This window comes from Citricoccus sp. NPDC079358, assembly GCF_040702545.1.
Lineage (GTDB): Bacteria > Actinomycetota > Actinomycetes > Actinomycetales > Micrococcaceae > Citricoccus.
Genome location: NZ_JBFBLI010000004.1, coordinates 24,089 through 48,759, shown reverse-complemented (window position 1 = coordinate 48,759; position 24,671 = coordinate 24,089). Strand labels below are relative to the sequence as shown.

The window sequence follows — 24,671 nt, the reverse complement described above, 5'->3', positions numbered from 1 at the left end:
GTGCCACCGCGATCACCCCACTGCAGGAAGAACATGACGGAACAGCGAACAGCCCGACGGGTCCCCGTACTGGGCATCATCGCGTTCGTCCTGCTCGCGGCACTCCTGCTGACCCTGGCCGTGTTGAGCGCCATCAAGGGCGTGCGCACCGCCGAGTCCAACGGCCATGTGGTGCGCGTGGAGGATGGACAGACCTTCGTGGTGAACATGGACGGGACCGAGGAGACCGTGACGCTGGCCGGTGTGGTGGTTCCCCGGCCGGCGGCCGAGGGGGAGGAACCCACCGTGGAGAACTGCCTCGCGGACGAGGCCATGACCAACCTCGCGACCCTCCTCGAGCCGGGGGACTCGGTCCAGCTGGAGTATCCGGAGGAGTCGGACGGCCCCGAGGGCACCCGGCTGGCCCTGGTCCACCATGGGGGCGAGGTCGTCAACCTCCAGCAGGCCGAGGCAGGGTTCGCCGTACCGCTGCCCGAGCAGCCGAGGGAAGGGTTCGGCAGCGAATTGCGCGAGGCCCAGGAGACTGCACGCAGCGAGGAGTCCGGACTGTACTCCTCCGCCGCCCCGTGCACCCTGGCCGGCCGGATCGGTCCCGCGCTGACCGCCTTGGAGGACCTGCCGGCGGACCGCCCCACCACCTCCGCCGAGGCCGAGACCCAGATCGAGACGATCTCGGCCGCCGTCGAGCAGGGCGTGGCCGCGGAGAAGGCCTTCGCCACCATCGATCCCGAGGAGACCTCCCTGGCCTCGCTCGCCTGGGCCGCGGACGTGCCCCGGCTGCAGGAGAAGCTGACGGGCGCCCTGTCCGCCGCGCAGGCCGAACTGAAGGCACTGGACGGCACGCGCAACGTGCTGGAGACCCGTGAGCGGGAGGAACTTGAGCGCCAGGCCGAGGAGAAGCGGCAGGCTGAGGCGAAGCGCCAGCGCGAGGCGGCTGAACGTCAGGCGGAGGCGCAGCGCGAGAAGGCCCAGCGTGAGGAGGCCGAACGCCAGGCCGAGGAAGAACAGCGCCAGGCCGAGGAGTCAGCCTCTGCCTCCGATTCGGCCTCTGCTTCCCCGCCCCCGTCGTCGTCACCGTCACCGTCGCCGACGCCGTCTTCCAGTTCGGCCTCTCCGTCCTCCGCGGATGCCGAGGCCGGCGGAGACGACTAGGGTCCGCGCGGCGACCGCATGACCATCACGCCGCCGCCCGGGGACGGGCCGGAGCCGACGTCGGCCGCTGGGCAGGCGCCCCGCGCCCACGGTTTCCCCTCTCCTGCCCGGGACTACCTGGACGGCGGGATCGACCTGAACCGCGAGCTCGTCCGGGACCGTACCTCGACGTTCCTGATGCGGGTGTCCGGACAGGCCATGGTGGGTTCCGGCATCGGAGACGGGGACGAGCTGGTCGTGGACCGGGCGGCCACGCCGCAGGACGGCTCGGTGGTGGTGGCCGTGGTCAACGGAGAACTCCTGGTGCGGCGGCTGGTCCTCGGGACCGCAGGGGGCCGGCGTACCGTGACCCTGCAGACCGACGACGGGGCGGCGCCCCTCACGGTGGAGGATGTGGATGCCCTGGAGATCTGGGGCGTGGCCACCTACTGCCTGCACCGCCTGTGAGCGTACGGTGAGGCCCACGGTTGAAACAGGAAGGGCGATCTGGTGACTGATCACCTGGCTTTGGTGGACGTCAACATTCACTCACCTGAATGGTGTTGTTGCTCTGGAGATCGTCGGATGGGCACCACGCGGGAATCGGGTATCCTCTGGCTTCGAGCCGGAGTCACTGAGCGGACGAGTCACGGGAGCTTTGGCTGTTGAGGGCCTATATGTGCCCGGGATGTGCCGTCCGCCGCGGCCACCTGCTCATCGCTCTCGGTACAGCGACCGCCGAGAAGGGATTCCGGATCCAGTTGACCTCACGACCGAACTCCAACTCATCGAGGCCCACTGAACGGAAGGAGAGGGCCGGTGTTGCGATCGCATCGGACCCCGGCTTCGCCGACTGGCCCGTGGGCTCGCCGACCCCCGGCCCTGCCCGCCTCGCCTTCAAAGGTGCCGCCATCGAAACCGGCACCGACTCCTACCGCCTCACCACACCCGAGCCGCCACGTCGGCACGGCCGCCGGCGCACGCTCGTGGAAGGCGTGGACCCTTGGGGGTGGCGTCCCGCACGCAGGGCACTCCACGGCTTCGCCCCTGGTCGAGGCGCGAACCAAGATCGCGTCGCCGGCGTCTTCGACGTCCTCGATCGCCAGCGCCGCCAGCCTCGAGAACACCGTCCTGGCCAGCATTTTCGTATCAGACACGACCGATCATGATAAGCCCGAAGCCCGAAGCCCGTACCGACGGTTGACGCGCCGCTGCCACCGAAAGTGCGACAGTGCCGTTTAGCGGACACTCCCCACGTCGACCAGGGAGTCAGCGGGTCGAGGGCTTCACGGCTTTACGTGATGACGGGGAAGAGTCCTATCCGATGGGCGGAATCCCGGGACGGTGTCGCCGGGAGCCGATGGCGCTCGGCCCCAGCTTGTTCGGGCCCTCGTTTTGACACGAGGGGTCGGGGCCGGCGGGGGCATGGAGCTGTGACATGGGGCGGTCGGAGCGGTCGTTTCACAGGAACGGATGTCAATTTTGTGTGTAATTCCTGTGGTTTTTCCCTGATTTGCCTGTGTATTTCCTCTTGCTGTAGGAATTCAGGGTATTTGGCTATGTTTGCCGGCGCTGGGCCGGTTGTGAGGTGGGGGTTCTCGTGGGGGGTCGGGCTGTGCGCCGTTTCCTGGGTTCGGTGGCGGTGGCGTGTTCGGTGGCGCTGGTTGGTTCGGGGTTGAGCCCGGCGGCGGCGGCACCGGAACCTGACGCCGCCCCGCCGGCGGTGGAGGGTCAGGTGACCTCCCGCCCGGACGCGGTCTCGGCGCAGGTTTCGGCGCGGGCCACCGGCCGGCGCGTGGAGGACCTGTCCCAGCGCACGGCGACCGAACAGGTGTTCGCGAACCCTGACGGGTCCTGGACCTCGGAGACGTCCACGGGCGCGCGGTTCGCGGAGAAGAACGGGGTGTTCGTCCCGATCTCGGACCTGGGAACCCTCGAGTCGGCGGGCGAAACGGTCACGGGGGCCGGCACCAGGCTCTCCATCGCCGACGGGGCGGATACCCCCGGGGACGGTCCGACGGAGGGCTCGGTCCCGCTGGCCACGCTGGAAGGCACGGGCGAGGACAAGGGCACAAGGCTCGAGCTCGGCTGGGAAGGGTCACTTCCCGCCCCCGAGGTCAGCGGGAACGTCGCCACCTACACGGACGGCGTCGAGGTTCCGGTGCAGGACGCGCCCGCCCAGGCCGCCGACACGGTGGACGCCGAGGCTCCGGTGCGGGACGCGCCGGCCAGCACCGCCGACACGGTGGACGCCGAGGTTACGGTCGAGCCGACCCGCAGCGGCTTCTCGCATCGGACGGTGCTGGAGCAGGCCCCCGAAGGCGACGTGGAGCTGCGTTTCCCGCTGAGGTTCTCCAAGGGCCTGAAGGTCGTCCGGGACGAGGGAACCGGGGACCTGCGGGCCGTGGACGCCGGAGGGGAAACGGTGTTCTTCGCCCCGGCCCCGACCATGTGGGACGCGAAGATCGACGAGGCCTCGGGGCTGCCGGCGGCCGAGACCCGGGTCGACACCGCCATCGAAACCGTGGACGGGGTCCAGATCCTGGTCCTGAAGGTGGCCAAGGAGTGGCTGCAGGATCCTGCGCGGCAGTACCCGGTCACGATCGACCCGACCTGGACCTCCGGCGCGTCGGACACGTGGGTCCAGGCCGACGTGCCCGGCTCCAAGGCCGGCGACACGGAGCTGCGGGTGGGCACGTTCAACGGCGGGTCCTTGAAGTCGCGCTCGTTCCTGCAGTTCTCCTCGACCGCCCTGACGGGCAAGCAGATCACCAAGGCCGAGCTGCGGATGCACAACTACTACTCGTACTCGTGCACGTCCTCCCCGATCGAGGTGCAGCGGCTCACGACGGCGTGGGTGTCCACGGACGTGCGGTGGACCGCGCAGCCGACACACACCACCTCGGGCGAGGGCTCCAACAACGTCTCCAAGGGCTACAGCGCCTCCTGCGCGGCCGGCCACGTCTACTACCCGATCACCCCGATCGCCCAGTACTGGGCGGACAACCCCACCAAGAACTTCGGGGTGCGCCTGGTGGCCCAGGACGAGACGAACAACTACTCCTGGAAGCGCTACCGCTCGGCCAACTACGTCACCGGGGCCAACGACCCGGTGGAGCCGACCTTCATCGTCACCTACAACTCCTACCCTGACACCGCCTCCGGGGTCTCGTTCGGGTCCGGCCAGTCCTCCACGGACTCCACGGGCAAACTGTGGGTCAGGACGAAGACCCCCACCCTGGGCGCGACCGTCACCGACCCGGACGGCGGCAAGGTGAAGGCCGAGTTCGACGTGTCCGGAGCCACGACCGTGACCAAGCTTGCGGGTTCGAGCGTGGACTCCAAGACCCTCTCCACCGCCAAGCCCACCCTCGTGGAGGGCACCCACACGGCCAAGGCGTGGGCCAACGACGGCACGCTGCGGTCCAAGGCCGCCGGCACGTCGACCACGTTCACCGTGGACAGCGTGAAGCCGGCCACCCCCACGATCACCTCCGATGCCGGATACACGAACAACTCGTGGAAGAGCCAGAAGCCGACCTCGAACAGGTTCACGTTCGCCTCCAACACCGACGCCTACCAGTTCCGGTACTCCCTCAACGGGGCGGCCGGCCAGTACGTCACGGCAACCGGCGGGACCGCGTCCGTGGACTGGAACCCCTCGGGTGCCAACACGATCCGCGTGGTGGCCCTGGACCGGGCCGGGAACGAAACCGCCGCAACGGAGATGGCCTTCGGCAACGGTCCGGTGAGCCTGACCGCGCCGAAGGCGGGCATCACCAGCACCGACTCGTTCGCGGTCGCCGCCACGGGTCCGAACATCTCCAACGGCGGAACGCCCACGGCGACCGGGTATTGGAGGGTCGCCGACTCGCTGACCCAGGACAAGGACGCCAACGGCTCGCCCGCCGGCTGGAAAGGCGGCGTCCCGCTGACCGTGGCCGGCCAGGGGGCCACGTGGACGGCCAACGGCCTGGTCGCGGTGGCGGCCGGCGACCTCCAGGCGGTGGGCAAGGACCGGATCCCGGCGCTGGTGGAGCTGCAGGTCTGCTTCACCTACCCCAACCTGGCGGTGGGCAACGGCCAGGTGCAGTGCACGACGAACACGCAGAAGAAGGCCACCCAGGTCACGAAGCTGCCGCACGCGTTCGGGGACAACTACCCCACCGCCGAGGCCGGGGCCGGCCAGATCGCCCTGACCACCGGCGAACTGAACATCTCGGCCACGGACGTGAACGTCGATGCCGGCAACACCGGCCTGTCCGTCTCCCGCACCTACTCCTCCTACTCCGGCATCGGCGCGAACTCCCGACGGGCTCAAGGGCCTGCCCGAGGCGATCACGACCACGTGGGAGCGGACCGTGGTGCAGCAGTGCATCGTGCACCTGATCCGCAACAGCTTCCGCTACGCCGGCCGGCAGCACCGCGACGGGATCGTCAAGGCCCTCAAGCCCGTTTACACCGCCCCGTCCGAGCAAGCAGCCAAAGACCGGTTCGCCGAGTTCACGGCCGAATGGGGCCAACGATATCCGGCGATCGTACGGCTGTGGGAGTCCTCCTGGGCCGAATTCGTGCCGTTCCTCGAATACGACGTCGAGATCCGCCGGGTGATCTGCACGACGAACGCGATCGTTATCTCCAGTCCTCCGTACCATGTCCTCGATGTCGGTCAGGGACGTTCTGGCTGTTTTGGTCGCCGTGGTGGACGTGCTTATCTCCAGTGTGTCCATCACGGAAGGGGCTGGAGGGCTGATGTTGGTGCAGAGGGTGATCATCCCGGGTGCGGAGGTCGAGTCGTGGACGGTGCTCGGAGACGATGATGTCCCGGTCGCCTCGGTTGAGGCGTACCTGGCCTTTCTGAGTGCGATCGAGCGGTCGCCGAACACGGTGAAGGCGTATGCGCACGATTTGAAGGACTTCTTCGCCTTCCTCGCCCAGAGGGGCCTGGATTGGCGCCGGGTCACGCTGGAGGACGTGGGCGGATTCGTGGAGTGGCTGCGGATGCCACCGGCCGGGCGCGCGGGTCAGGTGGCCGTGTTGCCCGTGACGGCACCGCAGGTCGGGGCCGGCACGATCAACCGGAAGCTCTCGGCGGTGAGCTCGTTCTACCAACATCAGGCCCGGCACGGGGTCGAGCTGGGTGATCTGCTGGTGAAGTGGGCGGCGCCGGGGGCAAGGTCGTCGTGGAAGCCGTTCCTGCACCACATCAGCAAGGGGCGTCCCCAGCGGCGCCGGGCGATTGCCCTGGAGGCCCCGGTCAAGCTGCCGCGGGTGCTCACCGTCGGGGAGGTCCAGTCCATCCTGGATGCGTGCACCCGGTTGCGGGACCGCTTCCTGTTCGCGGTCCTGTTCGACACCGGGATGCGGATCGGCGAGGTTCTCGGGCTTCGCCACGATGACCTCTCGGCGGCAGAGCGCGAGGTCCGCGTCGTGGCGCGCCTGAACGAGAACGGGGCCCGGGCCAAGACGGGGCGGCCCCGGACGGTGCCGGTCAGTGCCGAGCTGCTGCGGCTCTATGCGGACTATCTGCACCTCGAATACGGCGATCTGGACAGCGACTACGTGTTCGTCAATCTGTGGGGCGGCCGGGTCGGCCACGCGCTGTCCTACCGATCGGTCTATGACCTGGTGGGGAGGCTTCGGCGGCGGACCGGCGTGGATTTCGACCCGCACTGGTTCCGGCATTCGGCAGCGACGCGGATGCTGCGGGACTCGGTGCCGTTGGAGGTGGTTTCCTCGCTGCTGGGGCATGCCTCGGTCACCACGACCATGGACGTTTACGGGCATCTCACCGCCGAGGATGCCCGGATGGTCCTGGAGAAGGCCGGCTGGTTTGCCGGCACCGGGGTGACCCTGTGAGGTCCGCGGCCCGGGCGCCCGGGCATGGGGCGGTCGGAGCGGGGCTGCTGGAGAGGCTGCTGGGCGCGGTGGGCCCGGAATTCCGCTGCGACACCTTGGTCTTCGCCCCCGACGATCCGGTCTTTGGCGCCGGCCTCTGCCGTGTCCCGGGGTGCGGACGTGCGGGACGTGCGGGTTACGGGTTCTGTTCGGGCCACCATGGGCGGTGGCAGAAGGCCGGCCGGCCGGATGCGGAGGCCTTCGCCGCCACGACCGACCCGCGGTGGCATCGGCAGCAGCCGAACATGGCCTGCCGGATCGAGGAGTGCGGCTACGGTTCCGCGCGGTCCGGGATGTGTTCCCTGCACGCGCAGCGATGGGAACGCAGCGGCCGGCCCGCGGTGGAGAGTTGGCTGCGGGCCGCGCCGACGGTCAGGCAGCCAGCGGCGGGGGCGCTCTGCCGCGTCGCGCACTGCGTTCTGTGGCCCCGGGCGGCAGGACAGCTGTGCCATGCCCATGACGCGACCTGGCGGGCGAACGGGCGGCCCGAGATGGAAGAGTTCATCGGCAGGTTCGAACCGGCCGCGGTGCACGCAGACCAGATCGTGCGGCTGGACGGGCTCCCGCCGCAGCTCAAACTCGAGCTCCAGTATGCGCTCCAGTGCAGGCGCGGGGACCGCGGCACCAAGACGCCCCCGGCCGTGGTAATGCAGGTCGTGCGGTTCCTGCGCCAGACGGCGGCCTCGTCCTTGCTGGAACACCCGGAAGAGCACTGGCGGACCAGCATCGGCCGGCCAGCACCGAAGGACTCCAACCCCCGGGCGCTGCTGCTCTACGCGCGCCGCCGGATCGAGGACCTCGCCCAGGCAGGAGGCTGGGAAGGCGAGTACGGCCGGGACGTGTGGCAGCTGCGCCGGCTCGGCTTCGAGGGCAACACGGCCCTGAGCTTCGAGCCGATTCCGCAGCCCTGGCTCCGGAGCCTGGTCAAGCGGTGGGTGCGCTGGCGGCTCTCGGCCGGACTGGTGCTGGAAACGGTCCGACGCGGCCTGCGTTCCCTGACCCGCTTCGCCCTCTTCTGCCACGGGGCCGGGGTGGGGTCGCTGGCCGAGGTGGACCGGGCGGTGCTCGAACGCTACCTGGCCGACCTGCAGGCCGAGATGGCCGGCAGCCAGCGCCACGGCGACCAGATCGGCCAGCTCAACTCCTTCCTCACCGCCATCCGCACCCAGGCGTGGGACACCACGCTGCCGGCCACGGCGATGCTGTTCGGCACCGACTATCCCCAACGGTCCGAACGACCTCCGCGGGCACTGGCCGAACAGGTCATGGCCCAGATCGAACACCGGGAGAACCTCGACCGCTTCGAAGACGAGGCGCACAGGCTGGCCACCCTGATCCTGATCCGCTGCGGCCTGCGCGTGAACGACGCCCTGAGACTGGAACGCGACTGCATCGTCCTGGACGCGGACAGGGCACCCTACCTGCGCTATTTCAACCACAAGATGAAACGCGAGGCACTGGTGCCGATCGACGAGGAGCTCCAGGCCCTGATCTCTGCCCGCCAGTCCAGCCTCGGGCCATCCCCGCTGCTCTTCCCCAGACCGACGAAGAACCCGGACGGTCTCCAGCCGATGAGCAGCGGCACCTACCGGGGCGCCCTCTACCGGTGGCTGGAACGCTGCGAAATCCGCGACGAACACGGCCAACCGGCGCACCTGACACCGCACCAATGGCGTCACACGCTGGGAACCCGCCTCATCAACAGGGACGTCCCCCAGGAAGTCGTCCGCCGCATCCTGGACCACGACTCGCCGCAGATGACTGCCCACTACGCCCGCCTGCACGACACCACCATCCGACGCCACTGGGAGACCGCACGGAAGATCGACATCAGCGGCACCACCGTCGTCCTGGACCCCGAGAGCGCCTTGGCCGAGGCGGCCTGGGCCAAGCAGCGCCTCGGCCGGGCCACCCAGGCCCTGCCCAACGGTTTCTGCGGACTCCCGGTGCAGAAGACGTGCCCGCACGCAAACGCCTGCCTGACCTGCCCAATGTTCATCACCACCGGCGAATTCCTGCCCCAGCACCGAGAACACCGCACCCAGGTCCTGCAGATCATCAGCGCCGCCGAAGCCAGGGGCCAGACCCGGCTGGCCGAAATGAACCGGCAGGTCGCCCAGAACCTCGACACCATCATCAGCACACTCCAAGACGAGCCCGTCCCCACCGACAGGACCGCCGATGCCAGCTGAGAACTCAAAACACCTCACCGCCGCCGCACGCCGACGACACGAGCTCGCCCGGTCCAAGGCGATCCGAACCCTCAGAGAACTCGACAGGGCCGGTGACCCCGTCACCTTCGAAGCCGTCGCCCGCCACGCCGGTGTCTCACGAGCCTTCCTCTACGCCCAGCCCGACCTCCGCGCGGACATCGAAAGGCTCCGCGACGCCACCGGCCGCGCACCGGCACCCGCGATCCCCGCCAGCCAACGCGCCTCCGACGCCTCGCTGCTGGCCCGGCTGCACGCAGCCAACGAACGCGTCCGCACGCTCACCGAGGAGAACGACAAGCTCCGCCGCCGACTCGCCCACGCCCTCGGCGACCAGCGGACCACCCGGCGCGGCCAAGGCACACAACCGACACCACGGAAATCACGCTTCAACAACAATCAGACACCAACGGACGCGGCCAGAACACCCCGGACAGCCGCGTCGAAGACACCGTCCACAACACATAACCCCACGTCAGAGGCATGAACCGTGCCCGGGACTGGAGATAACGATCGAGTCGATCAACGCCCGCTACCGGCGGGCGGTGAGGGCCCGCGGGCACTTCCCGAACGAGCAGGCCGCGTTGAAATGCCTCTATCTCGTGACCCGGTCTCTTGACCCCACCGGCGGCGGTCGGGCACGTTGGGTGATGAGGTGGAAGCCCGCGCTGAACGCGTTCGCGATCACCTTCGCCGGACGGTTCGAAAGAACCACTCACTAGTACAAACTGCCGGACCTACACACCGTTTATCGGACAGTCCCTTCCCTTCTGCCCTTCACACCTTGGAGGGGTGGGACCCAAGTACGCTGCGACCTTCGATCTTGGCCCTGCTTAGCACACAGTCGATGTGCTCGTTATCATCGACGGCGAGGTGGAGGGCCAGCGTCATTTCCTGGTTGTTAGCGGCCAGGATCTCGTCCAGTTCGGATGCCTGCGCCCGGGCTCGCGGATAGCTGTCCAGCAGGAATCCGTTCTGGACATCTTTCTCTTGGAGGCGTGCACGGACCAGGAGATTGGTGATGCTGTCGGGGACAAAGTCTCCAGTTTCAACGTAATTTCTGCGCCGCCAGGTCCAACGGGGTGTGCTGGCCGACGTTGGCGCGGAAGATATCGCCGGCAGGAAGGGACATTGTGCAGGCGTTCGGCGATTTTCCGTACCTGCGCGCCCTTGCCCGACCCAGGAGGACAGATGATCAGCATTCACTCCATATGGGATTCCTTCCTAATATGGGTGGCTCGTTGCAAGTTGGTGCCTCGTTATTGCCGCTGCAGGTTGTCGCTGGCCCGCCGCCAAATCCGCGGCTTGTCCTCGCGGTGGAGGAGAATACGGCCCTTGCCGTCGTCAAGCCAGACCCAGAAAGCATTGGGGCTTTCCACGGCGCCGTCGACAATGCCTGTTTGCCGGCTCTCCCCGAGCCTCTGAACGGCAATCGGTTCGCCTTCTCTTAGAATACGCCAGTCGTCGTCTACCAAAGCCTGCAGGAAACCACCAATAGCTGGCACGTCTCCCCGTTGGGATTCTGTATACGAAGGGATCAGCTGCATCACAGGTCCTATCATCGTTCGGGTTCGGTTCCTGGGGAGGACACTTTGTCTTGCGGGCTACTCAGCCCTTGCGCAGGTCGGCGGCGATCTGGGCCATGACGGTGGGGTCGGCCAGGGTGGTGGCGTCTCCGGGGTCGCGGCCTTCGGCGACGTCCTTGAGCAGGCGGCGCATGATCTTGCCGGAGCGGGTCTTGGGCAGTTCGGGGACCGCGAGGATGTGCCGGGGCTTGGCGATCGGGCCGATCTCCTTGGCCACGTGGGCGCGCAGGACTTGCTCGACGTCCTCGCCCTCGCCCGGGGTGGTGCGGAGGATGACGAACGCGACGACGGCCTCGCCGGTGGTCTCGTCCTTGGCGCCCACGACGGCGGCCTCGGCGACCAGCGGGTGGGAGACGAGGGCGGATTCGATCTCGGTGGTGGAGAGGCGGTGGCCGGAGACGTTCATGACGTCGTCGACGCGGCCCAGCAGCCAGATGTCGCCGTCCTCGTCGCGCTTGGCCCCGTCGCCGGCGAAGTACATGTGCTCGAAGCGGGACCAGTAGGTGTCCTGGTAGCGGTCCATGTCGCCCCAGATGCCGCGCAGCATCGCCGGCCACGGCTCGCGGATGACCAGGAAGCCGCCCTGTCCGTTGGGCACCGGTGCGCCCATCTCGTCCACGACGTCGACGCCGATGCCCGGGACCGGGACCTGGGCGGAGCCGGGCTTGGTCGCGGTGACCCCGGGCAGCGGGGCGATCATGTGCGCGCCGGTCTCGGTCTGCCACCAGGTGTCCACGATCGGGGCGGGGTGCTCCTTGCGCGGACCGGGCGCTCCGTCGGTGCCGGGGCCGTTGTTGGATCCGATGACCTCGCGGTACCACATCCAGGCCTCGGGGTTGATGGACTCGCCCACCGAGCCGAGCACGCGCAGGCTGGAGAGGTCGTGGGAGTCCGGGATCTGGCGGCCCCACTTCATGAAGGTGCGGATCGCGGTCGGGGCGGTGTAGAGGATGGTGACCCCGTACTTTTCCACGATCTCCCACCAGCGGCCCTGGTGCGGGCAGTCCGGGGTGCCCTCGTAGATCACCTGGGTGGCGCCGTTGACCAGCGGGGCGTAGGTGACGTAGGAGTGGCCGGTGACCCAGCCGACGTCGGCCGTGCACCAGTAGACGTCGGTCTCCGGGTGCAGGTCGAAGGTGTCCTTGTGGGTGGCCGCGCCCTGGACCAGGTAGCCGCCGGTGGTGTGCAGGATGCCCTTGGGCTTTCCGGTGGTGCCGGAGGTGTAGAGGATGAACAGCGGGTGCTCGGCCTCGTGCGCGACCGCGGTGTGCTCGGCGGACGCCGTGGACACGGTCTCGTGCCACCACCTGTCCAGCCCTGGCGTCCACGCCACGTCCTGGTGGTTGCGCTTCACGACGATGACGTTCTGCACGGTGTGCCCGGACTCGGCCAGGGCCTGGTCCACGGCAGGCTTGAGCGGGCTCGGCTTGCCGCGGCGGAAGGTGCCGTCGGCGGTCACGACCAGCTTCGCCTCGGCGTCGTCGATCCGGCTGCGCAGGGCCTCGGCGGAGAAGCCGCCGAAGACCACCGAGTGGATCGCGCCGATCCTCGCGCAGGCGAGCATGGTGATGACCGCCTCCGGGATCATCGGCAGGTACACGGCCACCCGGTCGCCCTTGGCAACGCCGAGGGACTCGAACGCGTTCGCGGCCTTCTTGACCTCCTCGGTCAGCTGCGCGTAGGTGTAGGAGCGGGTGTCGCCCGGCTCGCCTTCGAAGTGGATCGCCACCCGGTCCCCGAGCCCGTTCTCCACGTGCCGGTCCAGCGCGTTGTACGCGGCGTTGAGGGTGCCGTCGGCGAACCACCGCGCCACCGGGGCCTCGGACCAGTCCAGCACCTGCGTGAAGTCCTTCTCCCACGTCAGCACCTCCCGCGCCCGGGAGGCCCAGTAGCCCAGGCGGTCCGCGGCGGCGGCCCCGTAGCGGGACGCGTCCGCCACCGCGTTCGCGGCGAAGCCCGCGTCCGGGGCGAAGCTGCGGTCCTCGCGCAGCAGATTGGCAAGCGCATCGCTCTGGGTAGCGGGTTGAATAGTCAATTCTTCTCCTTGGATATTTTGGGCAGTAGAACGTCCAGTGGCTTTGTGGCCGTCGCCGAGTGGTCCGGGTCTAGCTGCGATTAGGCGGGCAGAGCAAACATCAGGGCCATCGCTGCTGCGCCGGAGAATTCGAAGCCGTACGTCACACGGACGGCCGCCGCTGACGCGTCGGATAGGCCGGTAAAGAGCCTCAAGGCCCACGGACACAGCAGAAGCACCAGGAAAAATACTGATGAGGCTGCGAAGAATACCGCGGGCAGGATCATCAGGGTGTCGTTGTAGTCCCAGGTTCCTGTCATGTCAACGGCAACGCCTGCGGCCAGACCGTGGTGGTTGTGGGATGATCCGGGGGCCGACATGATGTCGGGGTGCGGGGCCGTAGGGTGATTCATTACTGCGACCATGAGGGCTGCAGCGGCCATGTTGAGACCGTGATAGGCGCAGCGAAGCCGTCCCCGGCCTTCTGCACAGAGTGCCTTGAGCTCCGGCCGTGCGGCAGCCTGCAGGGCAAACCAAAATGCGCCGCCGCCAAGGACCGCGACCTGAAGCAGCGCGGTGGAAGAAGCAAAGTTCCACAGCATTGCTGCCATTACGGCGTTCATCAGGACATGGAGGGCGCTGTTTGCCAGGTCCACCATGCTGCGCCGTCTGGTTGCCTGTGCGAGATTGTAGCCTCCCGCGGCAAGCAGCAAGGCCGTCAGAGCCCAGGTTATTGCGGGGTTATCGAACACGGGGAACACGCTTTCACGGGGTGAAGGGCTTGGGATCTTCCCCCTGTACCGCCGGGTGGGCGATGCAGGGGGAAGATCCGGGCCTGGAATTCTGTTCCTGCCTCAATTCGCAGATCGTATTGAAATCGAACTGTGGCAGGTCCGGATCTTCTTCATCAACGACCGGTCCGTGACCGTCGTTGGCGAGCGCAATCCGCCTAATCGTGTCGTACTTAATCGGATTGATTTACTTCAGGTACAGCGCAAAACCGGTTCCTGCGAGGAATAATGCGGCAGCGATATAGGGAATGAGTTTGAACAGCAGCGATTCTGAGGTCTGCCCCACCGTGGTGCCGAGGTATTGGATCATGAGGATGACGACACAGAGCACTCCCAGCCTGCCAACGACCGGAGCGGCTTTTATCCACCAATTGCTTCCGTATCGCTGGTGTTTCCTGAAGTAGTTGTAGACGGAGACCATCGTCTCCGTAGCCCACTACGAAGGGCACGTTGCCGCTCATGGCGGTGATGGGGGCTGAGGTGGCCACAGCCATGAAGACAACGTCTACGAGCCCGAGCGTATTGGGCTTGAGCTGGCCCGGCTCCGCTGCGGGCTCCCCGCCTCGGACAGCGCTGCGTTCACTCTCCGTAGATAGTTGCCTGCTCATTGTTCGTGTCCTTCACAACAATGAGCCCCTTCCATCGAGGGGGTTTCGGGCCGCGGCAGGTCCAGAGTGGGGTTCTGGTCGAAGAAGCCGTGGGGCTGGAGAATGAATCCCACGTGCTGGCGCGGCATGACGGGCCAGTCTTCGAGCCGAACCACGTGGTGCATGCCGAAGGTGTACCAGACCACCAGATCCTCATCGACAATGTTCCGGTCGGCCGCGGTCCATGCCGGCAAGCCGTCCCCGCCGGTGCTCTGGTTCGGGTACTCACCGGCCGGGAAACGTTCTGCCCGATCGTAGGCGGTGACCCAGAGGTTGTTGCGGGCAAACTGTGCGCGCTGGCTAACGTGTGCCTTGTCGTCGGCGGCCAGAGTGATGGCATCGGTGGGCATCAGGCGGTAGGCCACCGGTTCATCCACCAGGTTACGACTGTCGTGGTTGACGACCTTCCAGAAGCGGTGTTTTGAACTGTCGGCCCGGCGGATGGCCGCCTGTTCGGTTTCCAGCAGCCGATCCACGGTGTGGAAGGCGCTGAGGGTCGGGCTTTCCGCTGGGATTTCGGTGTCCACCTCATAGACAGCGTTGCGGGGGCCGTCGATTTCAAAATCCATGCGGACATTGAAGATGTGCTGGTGGATGGGGGCATACAGCCCGTCGTTGTTCAGGGTCTGTCCGTACTTGTTCTTCTCACCCGGGTTCTGGCCGGCGGTGGAAAGGATGCCAGTGGCCTTGACGAGGAACTCGACGGTTCCGTCCAGGTACAGATGCCAGTAGAAGCCGTACTCGTAGTTGGCCACCGTGGCAATGAAGGAAATCACCAGCTTGCGGGAACGGCGCACCTCTGCCGAGCCTTTGCGGAAGTCGAAGTGCTTCCACATGATGCTGTCGTCTTCCTCGTGCATGCACACGGCATTCTTGATCGTCATGGGGTTGCCGTGGCTGTCAGCCACGATCCCGTCGAAGTACTGGATTTCACCCAGACAGTCGCAACCGAGCTTGAGCGAATTTGCCATAACCCCGATGTTGTATTCGCCGGCGTCGAAAGCGTTTTTCTTGGCCTGCACCGGTGACGGGTCACCGTAGGGGACGACCATCTCCACCAGCGACGCCCGATTGATGACCGGCCGGTTTCGGCCCTTGTCGCGGAAGTGGATCTGGTGCAGCACCAGACCTTCCCGGGGCGTGAAGCCGATGCGGAAGGACCAATCTCCCCACTGCACGTGGTTGCCCCTCACCGTGAAGGAGGCTCCCTCGGGCTGGGTGATGGCGATGGGCTTGAGATCGGTCCGTGCCGGCCCGACGTGCTGGGGAAGGTAGTTGCCGACGGTTTGGGGAACCGGAACGAAACCGTTGTCTTCAACCTCCACCACCTGACCGGAATTGAGGTCGTAGATGATGACGAGGTTTTCGGCCGGGTGTGCGTAGGGGTTGTCGTCGGCATCGAGCCTGGTGAAGACCAAAGCACGCATGAGGCGCCGACCTTCGGCATCGGTGCCGAAATATCCCGCCGACCATGGTTCGATACAGACCAGGTCAAGGTCGGTCAGGCCACGGCCTGCGAGGGCCTCCACAACGCGGGGGTCGGCTTTGCAGTTGACCTCGCACTCATCGAACTCATCCAGCATGATGGGGGGCTGGACCCCGGCACCGAGTTCCTTCCAGCCGCTGATGAGGCCTGAGTCAAGATCCACAATGGCCTCATAGGCTAGGCCCGTAGTACGATCGATGAGCACCGAATCCGCTTCGCGGACCGGAAGTACACCGCTCCTGAGCGCTTGCTTGGACGGCTCGCGCAACTCAACGCTGACGAAGCGGAACGACTCCTCTTTGGCTGGCCCGCCCTTCAGGATCGACACCGCGCGCGTGATTTCGTCATGGGACAGCGGATCAAGGGGATGCGAGACTCCCACAGGGGTGTGGATTTTATTATTGACTGTCATGATCTCTCCTTGTGTGTATTGCAAGTCATGGGAACGTGGGGTGAAAGTAGTATCGGAGCCGGGGGTCCAAAAATTTCACCAATTGAAGGATTGTCTTAGGCCGGCCAATCGATCAGCCGGGACCTGATCAGGAACCGTTTGCCCTCGGGGGCCTCCACGGAGAATCCGGATCCGCGTCCGGGCACCACGTCCACCGTCAGGTGGGTGTGCTTCCAGTATTCGAACTGTTCCCGCGACATCCAGAAGTCGATCTGCCCCAGGCGCGCCGCGCCGCCGTCGTCCACAGCACCGTCGTTCAGGGGAAGTTCGAACACGCCCAGGAGCACGTCGGATCCCCCGGTCTTGAAGTCGCCCTCGGGGAAGCACATCGGCGAGGAGCCGTCGCAGCAGCCGCCGGACTGGTGGAACATCAGCGGCCCGTGGCGCGCCCAGAGCACCTGCAGCAGCGCGGTGGCCGCCGGGGAGAGGGCCACCCGGGAGAACTCCTCGCCCTCGATGGCCGGCCGCGCGTCGATCCTGGTTCCCATGCCTGTCTCCTCACGGTGTTGCGGCGAACGGCGGTGTGGCGGGGTAGGCCGCCCGGGAAGCGCTCCGCATTGGGGATGGGTTGCGGGCACTTCCCGGGCGGGGCCCTGCCCCGCCAAGTGCGGGGCAGCAGGCTAGAAGAAGCCGAGGGCGTCCGGGGAGTAGGACACCAGCAGGTTCTTGGTCTGCTGGTAGTGGTCCAGCATCATCAGGTGCGTCTCGCGGCCGATGCCGGAGGACTTGTACCCGCCGAACGCGGCGTGGGCCGGGTAGGCGTGGTAGTTGTTCACCCAGACGCGGCCGGCCTGGATCTCGCGCCCGGCCTGGTAGGCCACCGAGCCGTTGCGGCTCCAGACGCCGGCGCCGAGCCCGTAGAGGGTGTCGTTGGCGGTCTTGATCGCGTCCGCGTACTCGCCGAAGCGAGTCACGGAGACCACGGGGCCGAAGATCTCCTCCTGGAAGATGCGCATGGAGTTGTCGCCCTCGAAGATGGTCGGCTGCACGTAGTAGCCCCCGGCCAGCTCCCCGCCGAGGTCGGCCCGGGCCCCGCCGGTGAGGACCTTGGCGCCCTCCTGCCTGCCGATGTCGATGTAGGAGAGGATCTTCTCCAGCTGGTCGTTGGAGGCCTGGGCGCCCATCATGGTGGCCGTGTCCAGCGGGTTGCCCTGGACGATCCGCCGGGTGCGGGCGACCGCGTCGCCGAGGAACCGGTCGTAGATCGAGTCCTGGATCAGGGCCCGCGACGGGCAGGTGCAGACCTCGCCCTGGTTCAGGGCGAAGAGCGTGAAGCCCTCCTGCGCCTTGTCGTAGAACGCGTCGTGGGCGTCTGCGACGTCCTCGAAGAAGATGTTCGGGCTCTTGCCGCCGAGCTCCAGCGTCACCGGGATCAGGTTCTCGGAGGCGTACTGCATGATCAGCCGGCCCGTGGTGGTCTCGCCGGTGAAAGCGATCTTGCGGATGCGCTTGCTGGAGGCCAGCGGCTTGCCCGCCTCCAGCCCGAAGCCGTTGACGATGTTCAGCACGCCGGCCGGGAGCAGGTCCCCGACCAGTTCGGCGAGCACCAGGATGGAGACCGGGGTCTGCTCGGCCGGCTTGAGCACGACGGCGTTGCCCGCCGCGAGCGCGGGAGCCAGCTTCCACACGGCCATCAGGATCGGGAAGTTCCAGGGGATGATCTGGCCCACCACGCCCAGCGGCTCGTGGTAGTGGTAGGCGGTGGTGTTCTCGTCGATCTGGGACAGCCGGCCCTCCTGGGCGCGGATGGCGCCGGCGTAGTAGCGGAAGTGGTCGATCGCCAGCGGCAGGTCCGCGTTCAGCGTCTCCCGCACGGCCTTGCCGTTGTCCCAGGTCTCCGCGATCGCCAGCAGCTCAAGGTTCGCCTCCATGCGGTCGGCGATCCTGTTCAGGATGACCGCGCGCTCGGCCGCGGAGGTGCGGCCCCAGCCCGGGGCGGCCCCGTGCGCGGCGTCCAGGGCCGCCTCGATGTCCTCGGCCGTGCCGCGGGCGACCTCCGTGAAGACCTGGCCGGTGACCGGGGTGACGTTCTCGAAGTACCGGCCCTTGATCGGGGCCTTCCACTCGCCGCCGATGTAGTGGTCGTAGCGCGGCTTGAAGGTGATCAGCGATCCCTCGGTGCCCGGGTTGGCGTAGACGGTCATTACTTCTTCTCCTTTTTCTGGAAGGACATCGTTATCCTTGATATAATTTCCATTGTCAACAATTTCAAAATAAGGCACCAAATAAAGCTAAATATCTATTGGGGAATTTCGATTTGCCCGCTTGTGGAAATCTGTCCTTCTGAGCCATCTTCACTCAGTCTGTAGCTACGATTGCGCCCACAGGAGCTATAGCCGTAATTCCGCCTCTTGTAATGGGTGCGGTCGGGCCGAACCTGATTCTCACCGACATCACGGCCATGGTGGTCGTTCTGCTGGCTTCCTTTCATTCGCTGGCATGTTCTGACCGAAGAAGGTCGAGTTCATTGCGTTCAGGGCCATACCGTTTCTCTCTGGTGCTCGGTACGAAATCGCGAGCCAGCAGCTGCACCAAACATCCGAGAACAAGAGTGCCGACCGTGGCGGCTAGTATTCCACCGACAAAGCTGCCAGTCGTGTCCTTGATAACTCCGGCCACGTATGGGAAGGCGAACCCGCCTACCAGAAATCCGCCACCAAGGACGATTCCATTAGCAATGCCTGTGTGTCTGCCATCGACGGATTCGGCAGCGAGCACGATGGCCAGTGGTACGCCGGCATAGACACACAAACCGACGACGGGCAGCATCACGACGACTAATCCATACCACCCGTTAGCCAGAGCCAGGGTTAGAATCGCCATCGACAGAAACGTTGCGAAACCAGCCAGAACCAGCAGCTTCTTGCGCCGTTTGTACTTGTCGGAAAGAGCGCCGAACAAGAAAGCCGTCAGAATACCGGTCGCCGCAAGGAGTGAGACAAGCAGGCCAGCGCTTGATTCCGACCAGCCGGCGTCATTGATAAGAATCGTCGGCATCCAACTAGAGATCAGTCCGACGATTCCCCAGTTCACCACGAGGTACGCGGCTCCGGTGAGCACATTGGTGCGCCGGAGACAATGCAGGATCTGCCCGGCCACACGGGCGCGGCCCAGTCGAGCGGATTCTTCAGCGATGCCAGCAGGGGGATTCTTCAGAAGTAGCAGCGACACGATGAAGATCACCAGTACGATGCCCGCTTGAATGGCTAGCCCTGGCCTCCATCCCACGCTGATTATCAAGAGAGCACACAGATACAGTGCCACGAGCGAGTACACGCCGTCACCAGTCAGTAGAGTCCCCACGGCCGTGCCACTGTGTCGGGTGTTTCGGAACCAGTTGAAGACCATGGTGAAAGGTCCTACATAGAGAAGTCCAACTGACACACCGCAAATCAGTTTCGCCACGATGGCGACGGGAAAGCTGTCTGCAAAGGCGAACAAGATCAGCCCCCCAAAGCCTGCGGCCAAACCCAGAAGAATAACCATCTTGCATCCGATTTTGTCGGTGGCAATACCTCCTAGAACTAACGAAATGCCACCGGTCAGCGCGGTTACGGAAGAGAGCAGACCTGCTTGAGTGTAGTTGAGTGATAGATCATTGGCGATATCGTTGAGGGCTACCGTCCAACCAAGCCAGGAAAGCCCAATGGTAATGATGCTCAGATATGACACGGCAAGAATCACCCACCGCGTGCGAGAATCTGTTGTCACTCCTTCTCCTTTGTATGCGATTACCCATCTGGATAAGACTTCTTGCGGTTAGGGCATTTTGCAATTCGGCCCTGTGTTTTTCGCCCGATAACAGCCGATCCCAACGGTCTATATTTGGCGCACCGCGAGAGATTATGAATGGTCCGGAGGGCCGGCCCGCTGGCGGGCATTCGGGCCGGCGGGCGAGAGTCCGCTCACTCTCACAAGGTTTCCGGGGGCCATATTCCGTCGCTATTTACCGGAGCCCCGAGTCCAGGTACCGGGTGACTGCCCCGGCTGCAGTGATCCCGGTTTCAATGGCGCCATCGATATATCCATTCCAACCATTGGCGATATCGCCGGTGGCGAAGAACACTGGTGGTTGCGGACTTTGCAATGCTTCCAAGTCGTTGGTCAGCTGATCCGGACGGTAGACTGACCAGCCGCCCTTTGCGAATTCATCGTCGCGCCAGTATTTCCCATGCACTGCGATGACTTCGACGTGATCGCCCAACAGGCGCTTGATGTGTGGGTCGATTTCGTCAATCGAGTTCGGGTCATCGATCTTGGAGCCATCGATACCGAAGACCACCAGCAACTGGCCGTCATCGTAAATTTCTTCTGTGTGAGCATAGTTGAGAACCTCGTTATCCGGTGCCATTGCGAACATCGGCTTCGCATCACGAGTCTTAATCCGGACCCAGAACTTGAGTCCTTCGCACAGCTGTCCAGTTGAAATGGCCGGGAGCTTGGTTTGCAGCAACGGTGGCTCGAACGCTACGTCGCCGAGCACGGCGATGGGCAATGCAACGACTACAGCGGACGCCCGAACCGTTTCACCGCTGCTGAGTGTCACAGTGGAGCCCTCCTCGTTGCTGTGGATAGACGCGACCGGCGTGTCCAGGCGAACGACTGCCGAACTGTCGGCGATCATTTTATCGATCAGGCTCTTGGTGCCGCCAGCGATTTTGAATCGGGTGAGCATGTCGAACGTTGCGCTGACACTCTTACCCGAAAGCGCGAACCATCTGACCATTGTCGCCAAACCCCCGCCAGTTGCCGGGGCATCACAACACAGTGAGTAGTAGGCGTTGAGGATATCCCTTTGTTCGGTGGTCAGATCCTCAAGTTGGTCGATGCGATCCTGAATGGACATCCCGTCGAATCTCTTGAGTTCCTCCCTGGCATACAACGGCTCGTATGGTCGCGGGAAAGCCACGTCGGCATAGTTCCCATAGAATTTAAGCATCGCATCGACCATGTTCGGCCATGCAGCTTGAATATCAACGCGTTTCAGCTCTCCCTGGGTACGGTAGACCACTTCTTCCGGGGCCGCAGCCCCAATGCTCTCGATGAGTTCGCTACCATAGCGTGTGAGTTCAGCCCACACGTGCGGTTGGAGCCAGTGGACCCAAGTGCCGCCCATTTCTACTTCACGTCCAAGACTTGCAGCATGCTCGTAATGAGTACGGCCTCCGAGCCGATCGCGCGCTTCGAGGAGAAGAACGGAACGACCAGCGTTCGTTAGTTCTCGGGCAGCCGTCACTCCGGCGAACCCGCCACCAATGACGATCGCGTCATACGAATTGGGAGTCATATCAATCCTTATCAGGAATATCGTTAAGAGTGGGTAACTATCAGGTTGTCGTGCTCGACTTAGGGTGATTTATTGCCACTGGTACGCCCAAAGGTCGGGGGTCGTTGCACACTTTTTCCGTGACCTTCAGCTTCGGCTGGAGCAGAGGTGAGTCGCCGCCCAATAACACGGCGCCGGAAACCATTCCGGATTCCGCTGCTTATGTCGAGCGATTCGTTCTCTCGTTAGAGGAACATCGAATTGTGGCCGGCGCCAGACCGAATCACGAGCAGACGAAGAACTTCTTGAATGGCATCTGGACGTGCCAGACAGAGGTGGTTCCCTTTGTGAACGAAGCGAGATCGCCGACGCGCAGCGTCACGCTCGGTGAGTTGGGGAAGTCGATTGTCACCGAGCCCTCAAGCACCTGGATTGTCTCTTCGTAGCCGAATGGGTAATCGAATTCCCTAGGCGTTGTGGCATCTTCTGCCTTCCACAGTCCGGCCAGCACTACTCCGCTTTCGGCGGCGTCCTGACGCAACCAATGCACCTCGCCGAGTTGCCGATCTCCGACGATGAACGGCTCGTACTCCGTCTCTCCGATACTTGACTTCTTCACGCTTTCCTCCAGGTTGTCAAATCGATATCTCTTGTCTTGCCGGATGCCACTGTTGCCCTCCGACGAACTTGGTGACTCCAATCACTATGCACCTTAATCCGAGATTGCACAAGTGGAGAATTTGAAATGTTGAATGGCGTGGGTCAAGGCGCGGCGTGGTATCGAGCCCTGGCACCTTCTTCATTGCCCGGTTCCTCCGGCAGGGTGAGGGTGAGCTGACCTGACCCGTTACCTAATGGGATGTGGAGGGGACCGGTGAGGGCTTCCCGTTACCCAGGCCCGAAGCCATCGAAGAAGATCGTCCCGTCTGGTTCCCTCCGCACCTGAATCATAGGTTGGTCACCAGGGTCTGGCTGCCGACGCAGGTCTCTACCGGGAACGCGAACCAGGAGTCCTTTTCTCAAGACGTGGCCCCGGCAGCAGCATTCGGGCGGGAGGGGAATGCCAATCAGATGTCGAGCCGCTGAGCTCTTCCATTAGGCCGCAACTACCCCGCCACATGGCCCTCTGACCGTTAGCCGCGACCAAGGGAGGGGCCTGTTATGACGGAAGTGTTCTGCGGTATTGATTGGGCGGAAGGACACCACGACATCGCACTCGTTGACCTACAGGGGGCAGATTATCGCCGCCAGCCGGATCGATGACACGGCAGCGGGTCTGGCCGAACTGCTCGAACTGATGGGTTGCTGCGGCGACAGTGCCGAAAGCCCTGTGCCGGTGGCTATCGAGACCAGCCGCGGACTGTTGGTTGCCGGGCTGCGTGCAACCGGCCGGGATGTCTACGCCATCAACCCCATGGCCGTGGCCCGGTACCGCGACCGGCACACGGTTTCGCGCAAGAAATCCGACGCCCAGGACGCGGCAGCACTGGCCAACATCCTGCGCACCGACCGCCACGCCCACCGCCCCCTGCCTCGGGATTCGGAACTGGTCCAGTCCATCGCGGTCCTGGCCCGGGCCCAGCAGGACGCGGTCTGGGACCGGTAGCAGCAGGCCAACCGGATCCGCTCCCTGCTGCGCGAATACTATCCATCGGCGCTCATGGCCCTCCCCACCACCGCAGATCTGAGCAGCCCGGTCGCTAGGCTCCTGCTCCGCACCGCGCCGACCCCGTCACAGGCCGCCGCCCTGACCCGGACCCGGAACATCGATGCCACCATCGACCGCCTCCTCCCGGTCTTCCGCGAAGCCGCGATGCACCAGCTGCCCGGCGTGGAGGCAGCCCTCGGCACCCAACTCACCGCCCTGCTCGGCCAGCTCGACGCCGCCAGCGACGGTCTTGAGGCCCTGACCCTGGCCGTCGACGAACTCTTCGGCACGCACCCGGACGCAAGGATCCTCGCCAGCTTCCCCGGCCTCGGACCGATCGCCGGGGCACGGATCCTGGCCGAGATCGGCGACGACCGCACCCGGTTCGCCACCCCGGCCGCACTCAAGGCCTACGCCGGGGCAGCCCCGGGTGGCCCCGTCCGCGGTCGGGGCCGGCAAGCTGCTGTACCGGCTGAGGTTCTCGGCGTAAAAACCGCTCTACTGCGCCTACCAGGCGGACCCGGAGAACGCTCGGGCGTGGAAGGAAACCGACTACCGGAAGATCACCGCAGACGCCAGGGCCTTGGGTAGGCAGGTCTTCTTTGCCGGCGAAGCCTCGGTCCGCTCCGACCACCACACCGGTACCGCCAGGGCACCCGTGGATCGCAACCCGGTCGTTGTCGACACCGGCGCCCGGTTCTCGGCGAATATGGTCTCCGCGATCACACCCCGCGAAAAGCTGCACTTCCCCATCATCGACGGGGACCTGGACGAGAAGAAGTCCATCGAGTGCCACAAACGGGCTCAGCCCTGGAATACCGCAACCTTACCAACTGCATCACCCGACCCCTGCTGGAAACCGGAGGATTCAGGCGCCGACCATACCCTCAACCGTGAAGAGCCGGAAAACACCGAACCAGAACGATGGCTAAAGCAAAGTCCTTACTTGTTCACACTTAAGCAGGGTGAGAACCCGACGAAGAACCGCTATCGCCTCGTCAGATTCCTTCGCCCGTTCATGCACACTCTGCTGAAGAACAATCCCTTCCACCGCGGCATAGACGAACTCCACAAGCCCTGAGTCCGGACTGAACCCCATCCGCTGCAGGCCGTCACGAATTACTACGCGGTACTGTGCCATCATCGCGTCAACTAGACCACGCAACGATTCTTTCCTGCGTGATTCCAGCAGCACCTCGTACTGGAAGAGTTGCGTCTCGGGATCAAGTTGCAGTGATTCAACGATCCCGCGGGCGAAATCTTCGGGGTTATCACTCTCTTGTTTCATGCTGAGCAAAATTGCGGTTCTCTTTACACACGCACCTAGTGCCTCTTCGATTAGCACATCGATCGAGCCGAAGTGGTGACGGACCAAGCCGTGAGCTACACCCGCTTCCTCCGCGACTGATCGATATGTCAGTCTCCGAAGGCCGTCACGGGCTACAACAGTGATCGCTGCTTCAATGATGCCATCGCGACGTTCACCATGTGCCCACTGGGTCCGCTTCGAAGCGTCCTCAACCGAATCGGCGGTCATCTTCGA

General features: G+C 64.8%; 18 protein-coding genes and 3 pseudogenes. 9 read left to right on the top strand and 12 right to left on the bottom strand.

Annotation, left to right across the window (positions count from 1 at the left end; genetic code table 11):
- Positions 1-33 precede the first annotated feature (33 nt).
- From AB0333_RS06530 to AB0333_RS06495, 8 genes and pseudogenes are all read left to right on the top strand, one after another.
- A complete protein-coding gene (locus tag AB0333_RS06530; RefSeq protein ID WP_366217860.1) occupies positions 34-1,152 on the top strand; it encodes a hypothetical protein in 1,119 nt (372 codons plus the stop codon).
- Positions 1,153-1,170: 18 nt separating this feature from the next.
- Entirely contained in the window at positions 1,171-1,599 is a 429-nt protein-coding gene (gene umuD / locus AB0333_RS06525; protein WP_366217859.1) for a translesion error-prone DNA polymerase V autoproteolytic subunit, read from the top strand.
- Between the two features lie 1,981 nt (positions 1,600-3,580).
- Positions 3,581-4,231: pseudogene (locus tag AB0333_RS06520) on the top strand (DNRLRE domain-containing protein); the annotation flags it as partial.
- A gap of 1,141 nt (positions 4,232-5,372) precedes the next feature.
- The gene (locus AB0333_RS06515; RefSeq protein ID WP_238324634.1) at positions 5,373-5,951 is read left to right on the top strand and encodes a transposase; all 579 of its coding nucleotides are present in this window, start codon (positions 5,373-5,375) and stop codon (positions 5,949-5,951) included.
- On the top strand, positions 5,884-6,990 hold the full coding sequence (locus tag AB0333_RS06510; protein ID WP_011774097.1) for a site-specific integrase: 1,107 nt from the start codon (positions 5,884-5,886) through the stop codon (positions 6,988-6,990). Before AB0333_RS06515 ends, AB0333_RS06510 begins: the two co-directional genes overlap by 68 nt.
- 530 nt (positions 6,991-7,520) lie before the next feature.
- Complete coding sequence (locus tag AB0333_RS06505; protein WP_366217858.1) at positions 7,521-9,221, top strand: tyrosine-type recombinase/integrase; 1,701 nt, start codon at positions 7,521-7,523, stop codon at positions 9,219-9,221.
- Positions 9,211-9,726: a DUF6262 family protein gene (locus tag AB0333_RS06500; RefSeq protein ID WP_011774099.1), complete on the top strand. Its 516-nt coding sequence runs from the start codon at positions 9,211-9,213 to the stop codon at positions 9,724-9,726. Before AB0333_RS06505 ends, AB0333_RS06500 begins: the two co-directional genes overlap by 11 nt.
- 25 nt (positions 9,727-9,751) lie before the next feature.
- Positions 9,752-9,961, top strand: a pseudogene (locus AB0333_RS06495) (transposase); the annotation flags it as partial.
- A gap of 55 nt (positions 9,962-10,016) precedes the next feature.
- On the opposite strand, the gene AB0333_RS06490 reads toward AB0333_RS06495, so the two are convergent.
- From AB0333_RS06490 to AB0333_RS06440, 11 genes are all read right to left on the bottom strand, one after another.
- Complete coding sequence (locus tag AB0333_RS06490; protein WP_052295486.1) at positions 10,017-10,445, bottom strand: nucleoside monophosphate kinase; 429 nt, start codon at positions 10,443-10,445, stop codon at positions 10,017-10,019.
- 53 nt (positions 10,446-10,498) lie between these two features.
- On the bottom strand, positions 10,499-10,789 hold the full coding sequence (locus tag AB0333_RS06485; RefSeq protein ID WP_366217857.1) for a hypothetical protein: 291 nt from the start codon (positions 10,787-10,789) through the stop codon (positions 10,499-10,501).
- 58 nt (positions 10,790-10,847) lie between these two features.
- The gene (acs, locus tag AB0333_RS06480; protein WP_011774100.1) at positions 10,848-12,860 is read right to left on the bottom strand and encodes an acetate--CoA ligase; all 2,013 of its coding nucleotides are present in this window, start codon (positions 12,858-12,860) and stop codon (positions 10,848-10,850) included.
- 80 nt (positions 12,861-12,940) lie between these two features.
- Positions 12,941-13,591, bottom strand: a complete 651-nt coding sequence (locus AB0333_RS06475; RefSeq protein WP_143711625.1) for a DUF5134 domain-containing protein — start codon at positions 13,589-13,591, stop codon at positions 12,941-12,943.
- A 226-nt stretch (positions 13,592-13,817) separates the two neighbouring features.
- Positions 13,818-14,051 (bottom strand): hypothetical protein, encoded by a 234-nt coding sequence (locus AB0333_RS06470; RefSeq protein WP_011774102.1) that lies wholly within the window; start codon positions 14,049-14,051, stop codon positions 13,818-13,820.
- A gap of 183 nt (positions 14,052-14,234) precedes the next feature.
- Positions 14,235-16,175, bottom strand: a complete 1,941-nt coding sequence (locus tag AB0333_RS06465; protein ID WP_011774103.1) for a primary-amine oxidase — start codon at positions 16,173-16,175, stop codon at positions 14,235-14,237.
- A gap of 95 nt (positions 16,176-16,270) precedes the next feature.
- Positions 16,271-16,702, bottom strand: coding sequence for a DUF779 domain-containing protein (locus AB0333_RS06460; protein ID WP_011774104.1), 432 nt, complete (start codon positions 16,700-16,702; stop codon positions 16,271-16,273).
- Positions 16,703-16,834: 132 nt separating this feature from the next.
- Entirely contained in the window at positions 16,835-18,358 is a 1,524-nt protein-coding gene (locus tag AB0333_RS06455; RefSeq protein WP_011774105.1) for an aldehyde dehydrogenase family protein, read from the bottom strand.
- 283 nt (positions 18,359-18,641) lie between these two features.
- Positions 18,642-19,925 carry an MFS transporter gene (locus AB0333_RS06450; RefSeq protein ID WP_366217856.1) on the bottom strand — a complete coding sequence of 428 codons (1,284 nt, stop codon included), beginning with the start codon at positions 19,923-19,925 and terminating at the stop codon, positions 18,642-18,644.
- Positions 19,926-20,160: 235 nt separating this feature from the next.
- Positions 20,161-21,501, bottom strand: coding sequence for an NAD(P)/FAD-dependent oxidoreductase (locus AB0333_RS06445; protein WP_306968501.1), 1,341 nt, complete (start codon positions 21,499-21,501; stop codon positions 20,161-20,163).
- 262 nt (positions 21,502-21,763) lie between these two features.
- The gene (locus AB0333_RS06440) at positions 21,764-22,099 is read right to left on the bottom strand and encodes a cupin domain-containing protein (protein ID WP_366217855.1); all 336 of its coding nucleotides are present in this window, start codon (positions 22,097-22,099) and stop codon (positions 21,764-21,766) included.
- Between the two features lie 542 nt (positions 22,100-22,641).
- Between AB0333_RS06440 and AB0333_RS06435 the strand changes: the two are divergent.
- Positions 22,642-23,557: pseudogene (locus AB0333_RS06435) on the top strand (IS110 family transposase); the annotation flags it as partial.
- Between the two features lie 499 nt (positions 23,558-24,056).
- On the opposite strand, the gene AB0333_RS06430 reads toward AB0333_RS06435, so the two are convergent.
- Positions 24,057-24,665 (bottom strand): TetR family transcriptional regulator, encoded by a 609-nt coding sequence (locus tag AB0333_RS06430; protein WP_366217854.1) that lies wholly within the window; start codon positions 24,663-24,665, stop codon positions 24,057-24,059.
- Between the last annotated feature and the right edge of the window lie 6 nt (positions 24,666-24,671).

What these genes read in the sequence shown, in the direction of transcription:
- AB0333_RS06530 (WP_366217860.1), top strand. Translation starts at nt 34, where the DNA reads ATGACGGAACAGCGAACAGCCCGACGGGTCCCCGTACTGGGCATCATC.
- umuD (WP_366217859.1), top strand. Translation starts at nt 1,171, where the DNA reads ATGACCATCACGCCGCCGCCCGGGGACGGGCCGGAGCCGACGTCGGCC.
- AB0333_RS06515 (WP_238324634.1), top strand. Translation starts at nt 5,373, where the DNA reads ATGCCGGCAACACCGGCCTGTCCGTCTCCCGCACCTACTCCTCCTACT.
- AB0333_RS06510 (WP_011774097.1), top strand. Translation starts at nt 5,884, where the DNA reads ATGTTGGTGCAGAGGGTGATCATCCCGGGTGCGGAGGTCGAGTCGTGG.
- AB0333_RS06505 (WP_366217858.1), top strand. Translation starts at nt 7,521, where the DNA reads ATGGAAGAGTTCATCGGCAGGTTCGAACCGGCCGCGGTGCACGCAGAC.
- AB0333_RS06500 (WP_011774099.1), top strand. Translation starts at nt 9,211, where the DNA reads ATGCCAGCTGAGAACTCAAAACACCTCACCGCCGCCGCACGCCGACGA.
- AB0333_RS06470 (WP_011774102.1), bottom strand. Translation starts at nt 14,051, where the DNA reads ATGGTCTCCGTCTACAACTACTTCAGGAAACACCAGCGATACGGAAGC.
- AB0333_RS06465 (WP_011774103.1), bottom strand. Translation starts at nt 16,175, where the DNA reads ATGACAGTCAATAATAAAATCCACACCCCTGTGGGAGTCTCGCATCCC.
- AB0333_RS06460 (WP_011774104.1), bottom strand. Translation starts at nt 16,702, where the DNA reads ATGGGAACCAGGATCGACGCGCGGCCGGCCATCGAGGGCGAGGAGTTC.
- AB0333_RS06455 (WP_011774105.1), bottom strand. Translation starts at nt 18,358, where the DNA reads ATGACCGTCTACGCCAACCCGGGCACCGAGGGATCGCTGATCACCTTC.
- AB0333_RS06445 (WP_306968501.1), bottom strand. Translation starts at nt 21,501, where the DNA reads ATGACTCCCAATTCGTATGACGCGATCGTCATTGGTGGCGGGTTCGCC.
- AB0333_RS06430 (WP_366217854.1), bottom strand. Translation starts at nt 24,665, where the DNA reads ATGACCGCCGATTCGGTTGAGGACGCTTCGAAGCGGACCCAGTGGGCA.